The sequence below is a fragment of the uncultured Thiodictyon sp. genome (genome assembly GCF_903946935.1).
In the GTDB taxonomy this organism is placed as follows: Bacteria; Pseudomonadota; Gammaproteobacteria; order Chromatiales; family Chromatiaceae; genus Thiodictyon.
The window spans coordinates 21057-29131 of record NZ_CAJAXH010000124.1; the positions used below are offsets into that span (position 1 = coordinate 21057).

At 64.6% G+C, this 8075-nt stretch carries 7 protein-coding genes and 1 tRNA gene; all 8 read right to left on the reverse strand.

Annotated elements, in window-relative coordinates:
* A complete protein-coding gene (gene pheT / locus QZX93_RS11075) occupies positions 1 to 2379 on the reverse strand; it encodes a phenylalanine--tRNA ligase subunit beta (RefSeq protein ID WP_295385847.1) in 2379 nt (792 codons plus the stop codon).
* Between the two features lie 19 nt (positions 2380 to 2398).
* Positions 2399 to 3430, reverse strand: a complete 1032-nt coding sequence (pheS, locus tag QZX93_RS11080; protein ID WP_295385844.1) for a phenylalanine--tRNA ligase subunit alpha — start codon at positions 3428 to 3430, stop codon at positions 2399 to 2401.
* 257 nt (positions 3431 to 3687) lie between these two features.
* On the reverse strand, positions 3688 to 4047 hold the full coding sequence (gene rplT, locus QZX93_RS11085; RefSeq protein ID WP_295385842.1) for a 50S ribosomal protein L20: 360 nt from the start codon (positions 4045 to 4047) through the stop codon (positions 3688 to 3690).
* A 25-nt stretch (positions 4048 to 4072) separates the two neighbouring features.
* A complete protein-coding gene (gene rpmI / locus QZX93_RS11090) occupies positions 4073 to 4267 on the reverse strand; it encodes a 50S ribosomal protein L35 (RefSeq protein WP_295385840.1) in 195 nt (64 codons plus the stop codon).
* Positions 4268 to 4299: 32 nt separating this feature from the next.
* The gene (gene infC, locus QZX93_RS11095) at positions 4300 to 4833 is read right to left on the reverse strand and encodes a translation initiation factor IF-3 (RefSeq protein ID WP_295385838.1); all 534 of its coding nucleotides are present in this window, start codon (positions 4831 to 4833) and stop codon (positions 4300 to 4302) included.
* A 209-nt stretch (positions 4834 to 5042) separates the two neighbouring features.
* Positions 5043 to 6965 (reverse strand): threonine--tRNA ligase, encoded by a 1923-nt coding sequence (gene thrS / locus QZX93_RS11100; protein WP_295385836.1) that lies wholly within the window; start codon positions 6963 to 6965, stop codon positions 5043 to 5045.
* 176 nt (positions 6966 to 7141) lie between these two features.
* A tRNA-Val gene (locus QZX93_RS11105) sits at positions 7142 to 7218 on the reverse strand.
* Positions 7219 to 7391: 173 nt separating this feature from the next.
* Positions 7392 to 7745: a nucleotidyltransferase domain-containing protein gene (locus QZX93_RS11110; protein ID WP_295385834.1), complete on the reverse strand. Its 354-nt coding sequence runs from the start codon at positions 7743 to 7745 to the stop codon at positions 7392 to 7394.
* Positions 7746 to 8075 lie beyond the last annotated feature (330 nt).

Here is an 8075-nt window from a genome sequence, read left to right on the forward strand (position 1 = left end):
TCAGTCCCGCAGTCGTGCGCCAAAGTCGGACCCGAGACGGGCCAACACCCGTCCCACCAAATCATCCACCACCTGGTCGGTGAGTGTCTGAGAAGAAACTTGTAAAATCAATCCCAACGCGAGACTTTTTTGCCCCGCCGCGAGCTTGGACCCGGCATAGACATCGAACAATACCAGATCGCGCAGCAACTCACCGGCGGCCGCGCGGATCGCGTCGGCCAGGTCGGCGTAGATGACTGACTCGTCGACCAGGATCGCGAGGTCGCGCCGGATCGCCGGGAAGCGCGAAACGGGGGTGAACCCAGGCAGTACCCCGGTGCTCAGTGCGGCCTGATCCAGCTCGAACAGGAAGGCATCGCCGGTAAGGTCCAGGTCCGCCGCCAGACCCGGGTGGAGCATCCCCAAGAGCCCGACCGGGCGGCCGGCATAGTCGATGCGGGCACTCTGGCCGGGGTGCAGGGCCGGGTGCTCGGCCGGTACGAAGCTGAATCCCGGTAGGTCGCCGCTCAGGGCCAACAGGGCCTCTACATCCGCCTTGAGCGAGTAGAAGTCCACCGGGCGCGCGGGCGCCCCCCACTGCTCCGGGTCCACGGCGCCGATCGCGAGCCCCCCGATCGCCGCCTCCTGGCGCAGCCCGTCGGGGCCGGGGCGAAAGCGCAACCCGGTCTCGAAGATCCGCACCCGCTCCTGCTGGCGCGCCTGATTATAGCGGGCAGTGTGGAGCAGGCCGGGCCACAGTGACGGGCGCATCACCGACAGCTCCGCGCTGATCGGATTGGCCAGTGCCAGCCCCTTCACCTCGGGCTCAATCCGGGCCTGGAGCTCAGGATTGACAAAGCTGTAGGTGATGACCTCCTGGAAGCCCCGGTCGACCAAGGCGAGTCGCACCCGATCCAGGTCGAAGGCCATCTCCGGCCGCGCCCGGGTCCCCGCAGCGGACGTCGCATGGCTGACCGGGATGCGGTCATAGCCATGGATGCGGCCCACATCGGCAATCAGGTCGACCTCATGGACCAAGTCAAAACGCCCGCTGGGCGGTGTGACCTGCCAGCCACCGGCGATCGGCGCGAGTTCCATGCCGAGCCGCTCCAGGATGCCGGCGATGGTCTCGTCGGGCAGTTCCAGCCCCAGGATCTGGGCGCAGCGGGCGGCACGCAGGGTGAGCGGCGCGCGTTGCGGCAGGCGATCGGCGGCGGTCACGTCGACCACCGGACCGGCCTCACCGCCGACGATGGCCAGCAGCAGCTTGGTGGCGCGCTCCAGCGCCCGGACCTGGAGCGCGGGGTCCACGCCGCGCTCGAACCGGTGAGACGAATCGGTGTGCAGACCGTAACTGCGCGCCTTGCCGCTGATCCCCGCGGGGGCGAAAAAGGCGCTCTCCAGCAGGATGTCGCGGGTTTCAGACTCCACCGCGCTCGCCGCACCGCCCATGATCCCGGCCAGTGCCAGTGGGCCCGCGGCGTCGGCAATCACCAGGGTGTCGGGGCGCAGCGTGATGGTCTCGCCGTTGAGCAGGTGAAGCCGCTCGCCAGCGGCGGCCAGGCGCACCCGGACCTCGCGCTCGATGCGCCCCAGGTCGAAGCCGTGCATGGGCTGACCCAGCTCCAGCAACACATAGTTGGTGACATCCACGACCGGGCTGATAGCGCGGATACCGCCGCGGCGCAGGCGCTCGCGCATCCACAGTGGGGTCAAGGCGGCGGGATCGATGCCGCGCAGGATGCGACAGGCGTAGCGCGGGCAGTGCTCCGGCGCGTCCAGGCTGACCTCGAAGCGGTCATCGATCGCGGGCGGCGCCGGGTCCACCACCACCGGGGTCAGGGCACAGCCATTGATGGCCGCCACCTCCCAGGCCAGGCCGGCGATGGACAGACAGTCGCCCCGGTCAGGGGTCAGATCGACCTCGATACAGGCATCGTCCAGACCCAGCCAGGCACGGAAATCCATGCCCAAGGGTGCGTCCGCGGGCAGCGGCAGGATGCCCGAGGAGGTCTCGGCCAGGCCCAACTCGCTGGCGGAGCAGATCATCCCGAAGGACTCGACACCGCGCAGCTTCGCCCGCTTGATCTTGAAGTCGCCGGGCATAACGGCGCCGATGGTCGCCACCGGCACCCGCATCCCCGCCGCCACGTTGGCGGCACCACACACGATGGTCAGCGGCTCGGCCGCTCCCAGGTCCACCGTGCAGACATGCAGTTTTTCGGCATTCGGGTGGGACGCCACCTCCAGCACCAGGCCGACCGCCACACCGCTGAACGGGGGGGCGGCGGGCGTGATGGCGTCCACCTCCAGACCGGCCATGCTGAGTTGGTCCGCCAGGGTTTGGGTGTCGACGCTCGGGTTGACCCATTCCCGCAGCCAGGACTCACTGAAACGCATTATTTTCGCTTCCTAAAGATCAGGCGAATTGCCGCAAGAACCGCAGGTCGTTCTCGAAATACAGGCGGATGTCGTCGATGCCGTAACGCAGCATCGCCAGACGCTCCACCCCCATTCCGAAGGCATAGCCCAGATAGCGATCCGGGTCGATCCCCACGTGCCGGAAGACCTCCGGGTAGACCATGCCGCAACCCAGGACCTCCAGCCAGCCGGTCTGCTTGCACACCCGACACCCGGCCCCGCCGCACATGACGCAGGCGATATCGACCTCGGCGGAGGGCTCGGTGAACGGGAAATAGGACGGGCGGAACCGCAGCTTGAGGTCCCGCTCGAAAAAATTGGTCAGGAAGTCGTAGAGGACCCCCTTCAAATCCGCAAAGCTCACCTGCTCATCGACCAACAACCCCTCCACCTGATGAAACATCGGGGTATGGGTCAGGTCCGAGTCGCAGCGATAGACCCGCCCGGGGGCGATGATCTTGAGCGGCGGGGCCTGCTCGGTCATCACCCGGATCTGCACCGGCGAGGTGTGGGTGCGCAGCAGCAGGTCCGCGTCGAAATAGAAGGTGTCGTGCATCGCCCGCGCCGGGTGGTGCTGGGGGATGTTGAGCGCCTCGAAATTGTGATACGCGGTCTCGACCTCAGGCCCCTCCGCCACCGCGAACCCGGCGTCGGCAAACAGCCGCTCGATCCGGCGCAGCGTGCGGGTCACCGGGTGCAGACCGCCGGGGCGCTGGCCCCGCCCAGGCAGGGTGACGTCCAGTCGACCGGCCGCCAGGCGTGCCGCCAGGGCCGACTGCTCCAGCAGCGACTTGCGGGACTCGATGGCCTGCGCCACCGCATCCTTCGCCACATTGATCAAGGCGCCGGCAGCAGGACGCTCGTCCTTGGGCAGGCCGCCCAGTTGCTTGAGCAACGCGGTCAATTCACCGCTCTTGCCCAGATAGCACACCCGCACCTGATCGAGCGCGACCAGATCCGGCGCCGCCGCAATGGCCGCCAGGGCGGAATCGCGCAGCGGGTCTATTCCCAGTCCGGACTCTTCAGGCATTTTTGAACCTTAACGAACACAGAAAAATCGCATCGGCCACGGCGGACCCGGGCACACATGCGACCTTTGGTTGGCCACGGGGCCAGGCACCCCGCCGACCGAATGATTTGAATCCTCTCAGCCGGCCGGGGCGCTTACCCATCAGGCCCGGTATTGAACCGACGGCCGGCTGAGAAAAAAAGGGAAAGACCAGGGCCTTTCCCTTCGTGCATAAGGCTTGGGCAGGACCGTTCCGGCCCCGCTCAAGCCCCACGACCTCAGGCCGCCAAGGCGCCCTTGGCCTGCTCGGCGATCGCACTGAAGGCAACCGCATCGTGATAGGCGATGTCCGCCAGCATCTTGCGATCGACCTCGATCCCGGCCTTCTTCAGCCCGTTGATCAGCCGGCTATAGGACAGCCCATTCTGGCGGGCACCCGCATTGATACGGGCAATCCACAGGGTACGGAACTGGCGCTTCTTCTGGCGACGGTCGCGGTAGGCATATTGGCCCGCCTTGATGACCGCCTGCTTGGCAACACGAAAGACTCGGCTGCGGGCACCGTAGTAGCCCTTCGCCTGCTTCATGATCTTCTTATGACGGGCGTGAGCGGTTACGCCCCGTTTAACGCGTGGCATCGTTATTCTCCGGTATCAGGTGCGATCAGCAGTAGGGGATCATCCGACGCGCGGACTTCAGGTCCGACGCATGGACCATCTTGGCCGAGCGCAGCTGACGCTTCCGCTTGGTCGTCTTCTTGGTCAGGATGTGCCGCCGAAAGGACGAGTAGCACTTGACGCCGGTGGACGTGCGCTTGAAGCGCTTCGCCGCCCCGCGATTGGTCTTGATCTTGGGCATGTTCTCAACTTCGCGATTGCTGAATGTTCTTGTTAATGTTTCTTGGGACCGAGCACCATGACCATCTGGCGTCCTTCCATCTGGGGTTGTTGTTCCACGATGCTAAACGCGGCAAGGTCGTTCTCCACCCGCTTGAGCAACTCCAGCCCAAGTTCGCGGTGCGCATGTTCACGCCCGCGAAAGCGCATGGTGACCTTCGCCTTGTCCCCTTCTTCTAGGAAACGGATCAGGTTGCGTAGTTTGACCTGATAGTCCCCTTCGTCCGTCCCTGGGCGGAACTTGATCTCCTTGATCTGGACCTGCTTCTGCTTCTTCTTGGCCTCGTTCTGCTTCTTCTTCTGGTCGAAGCGGAACTTGCCGTAGTCCATGAGACGGCATACCGGGGGCTCAGCGGTCGGAACGATCTCTACCAGATCCATCCCCGCCTCTTCAGCCATCTCCAGGGCCTCACGGACCCTGACGACCCCAACCTGGTTGCCATCCGCGCCGATCAACCTCACTTCCAGGCAGTTGATCTCGCGATTGACGCGGTTTCTCTTTGGTGCAGCGATTGCAGGTTCCTCCACAAGGATTAAAAAAAGGCCGTCCCTGTCCGATGACTGGGGTGCGCCCCGGCCAACAATGCGGGCACTTGCCCCACAGGTTGGGGACCTGGCCCAGGGGTGGCGACTCCATTCCACCACCCAAAATAAATGATCGTCTAAATCAACTCGGCAGCGCCTGGCATGGTGGATGCGCTACGCCTATCCACCCTACAACCTTGAAGCCTACAACCTCAGTCGTGAACCCGCCGCGCCACCTCGTCGCCCAGCCGGTCCATGAAGGCATCAAGCCCCAACGAACCCAGGTCCTGACCCTTGCGATCACGCACCGACAGCGTCCGGGTCTCGACCTCGCGATCGCCGAGGATCAGCAGATAGGGTACGCGCTGCAAGGTATGGGCGCGAATCTTAAAGCCGATCTTCTCGTTTCTCAAGTCCGAATCCACGCGGAAGCCCTTTTTGCGCAAGGCGTTAGTCACTTCGGTCACATAGGGTGCCTGATGGTCGGTGATATTGAGCACCACCGCCTGCACCGGCGCCAGCCACACCGGCAGCAACCCGGCATAGTGTTCGATCAGGATACCGATGAAACGCTCCACCGAACCCAGGATGGCGCGGTGGATCATCACCGGGGTCTGCTTGCTGTTGTCCTCGGCGATGTAGTGCGCACCCAACCGCCCGGGCATCGAGAAGTCGACCTGAATGGTACCGCACTGCCAGGCGCGCCCGATGCTGTCGTGCAGGGTAAATTCGATCTTGGGGCCATAGAAGGCGCCCTCGCCCGGCTGCACCTTGAACTCCAGCCCCTTATCGCGCAAGGCCTTATCGAGCGCCGCCTCGCCCTTGTCCCAGAGGTCGTCGCTGCCCACGCGCTGCTCGGGGCGCAACGACAGGGCAAGCGCCACCTGATCGAAGCCGAAGTCCCGATAGGTCTCGAAGACCATGTCGATCAGGGTCGCGACCTCGGCCTGGAGCTGGTCATCGGTGCAGAAAATGTGCGCATCGTCCTGGGTGAAGCGGCGCGCGCGCATCAAGCCGTGCAGTGTACCGGACGGCTCGTAGCGATGCACCACCCCGAACTCGGCGATCCGCAGCGGCAGGTCGCGATAGCTCTTCAGCCCCTGATTGTAGAGCTGGATATGCCCGGGGCAGTTCATGGGCTTGATGGCGTAGTCGTGTTCGTCCAGCTGGGTGGTGAACATGCCGCCGGCGAACTTGTCCCAGTGGCCCGAACGCTCCCAAAGCGAGCGGTCCAGGACCTGGGGCGTCTCGACCTCATCGTAGCCGTACTCGGCGAGCTTCTCGCGCATGTACTGTTCGGCCAAGCGATAGACGACCCGACCCTTATGGTGCCAGAAGGCCATCCCCGGGGCCTCTTCCTGGAAGTGGAAGAGGTCGAGCTGGCGGCCGAGGCGGCGGTGATCGCGCTTCTCCGCCTCCTCCAGGCGGGTCAGATAGGCCCGCAACTCCTTCTTGTCGCGCCAGGCGGTGCCGTAGATGCGCTGGAGCTGGGCGTTCTTGGCGTCGCCGCGCCAGTAGGCGCCTGCCACCTTGGTGAGCTTGAAGCCCTCACCCAGCTTACCGGTGCTCGGCAGGTGCGGACCGCGGCAGACATCGAACCAGTCGCCCTGGCGGTAGATCGAAACCTCCTCGCCGACGGGGATGATGTCCTCAATGATCTCGACCTTGTAGGTCTCACCCAGCTCGGCGAAGACACGCTTCGCCTCATCCCGGTCCATCACCTCGCGGGTGATCGGCAGATCGCGTTTCACGATCTCGTGCATCCGCGCCTCGATCCGCTCCAAGTCCTCAGGGACAAAGGGCTCGGCGCGGGCGAAGTCGTAGTAGAAGCCGTTCTCGATGGCCGGGCCGATGGTCACCTGGGTGCCGGGGAAGAGCTCCTGCACCGCCTGGGCCATCACATGGGCGGCGTCGTGGCGCAGCAGTTCCAAGGCGTCCGCCTCGTCCTTGGTGGTGACGATGGCAAGCGACGCGTCGGCCTCGATGAGGTACGAGGTATCGACCAGACGCCCGTCCACCCGCCCGGCCAGGGCCGCCTTGGCCAGCCCCGCACCAATAGATGCAGCCACCTGGCGTACGGACACCGGGGCATCGAAGGAACGGATGGAACCGTCTGGGAGGGTAATCTGGGGCATGGGAAATCCTTTGAATTCAGTGGTGATCGCTACCAAAGATCACATGAGCAGGCCCATGACGGGGACCTAAACAAAAACCGCCGGTTACCGGCCGCACGCCTCCTTTGCTACCACCTTCCCACACTGGGGTGAAAAGGTGGCGCCAGAGGCCGGGCCGGTAGCCGGCGGCTGAGAATTGGTAGGCGCGATTGGACTCGAACCAACGACCCCCACCATGTCAAGGTGGTGCTCTAACCAACTGAGCTACGCGCCTGTCGTCAGGCTGGATGCCTGTCGTCAAGAGCCAGCAATTCTACCGGTAGTCGGCGGGCTTGGCAAACGCAATTTTTGTCGTGACGAGAATCCGGCGGATTAGGCCGGTCGAGCGGTCGACGTCGCGGCGTGCGGTGGTCAACGCCTAGCGGGCCTTGGCAAGTAACCGATTGATCACAAAACGACGCCCTCGCGTCGGACGGCCTCCACAAGATGGGCGGCCCGATGCCGACTTGGGTCGACCAGACTCGCCTGCTCGAAGACCCAGGGTTGGATATTGACGCCAGTATCCAGCAGGATGGGGTAACCGTCATCGATCAGGTCGAGTTGCTCCCCGAGCGGGTCGGCGACCTGATCAAGGAACACCGCAACGTCGACGTCGCTGTCGGGGCGATGGTCGCCCCGCGCCCGCGAGCCGAACAGGTACAGGGTCTTGAGGTTCCCACCATGGCGCGCAGCCAGCATCGCCTTGAACGAGGCGAGGGCAGCGCGGGTGATGGGATCAATCTGGTCAGTCGGCAAGGCCATCGGGTGCTCCGGTCGGGGATGCGATCGGGGCCAGTGATACCCGCTCGCGCGCCGCGGCGCAAGCGGCATGTAAACCGCCATGGTTCAGGCAGCGGCGAACGAATGCCGATATGTGAGACCGTCCCAAGGCCGCGGCAGGCATTGATCACCGATCCGGCCAGCGGCGGCCCGTCCGCCACCGGAGGCTGAGGCTTTACCGTGAAAGTCGCCGTAAGCCGATGTCTGTGAAGTAGGTTTCACGCGAAAACCACGAGCGGGCGCAGGAGCGCCCCGTTAGCCTGAAAGACTTTCATGGTCAGGGGTGGCAGGCCCCCCTTCCATGGCCGTTAG

Coding starts and splice junctions, on each gene's coding strand:
- pheT (WP_295385847.1), bottom strand. CDS start 2,379: ATGCGTTTCAGTGAGTCCTGGCTGCGGGAATGGGTCAACCCGAGCGTC.
- pheS (WP_295385844.1), bottom strand. CDS start 3,430: ATGCCTGAAGAGTCCGGACTGGGAATAGACCCGCTGCGCGATTCCGCC.
- rplT (WP_295385842.1), bottom strand. CDS start 4,047: ATGCCACGCGTTAAACGGGGCGTAACCGCTCACGCCCGTCATAAGAAG.
- rpmI (WP_295385840.1), bottom strand. CDS start 4,267: ATGCCCAAGATCAAGACCAATCGCGGGGCGGCGAAGCGCTTCAAGCGC.
- thrS (WP_295385836.1), bottom strand. CDS start 6,965: ATGCCCCAGATTACCCTCCCAGACGGTTCCATCCGTTCCTTCGATGCC.
- QZX93_RS11110 (WP_295385834.1), bottom strand. CDS start 7,745: ATGGCCTTGCCGACTGACCAGATTGATCCCATCACCCGCGCTGCCCTC.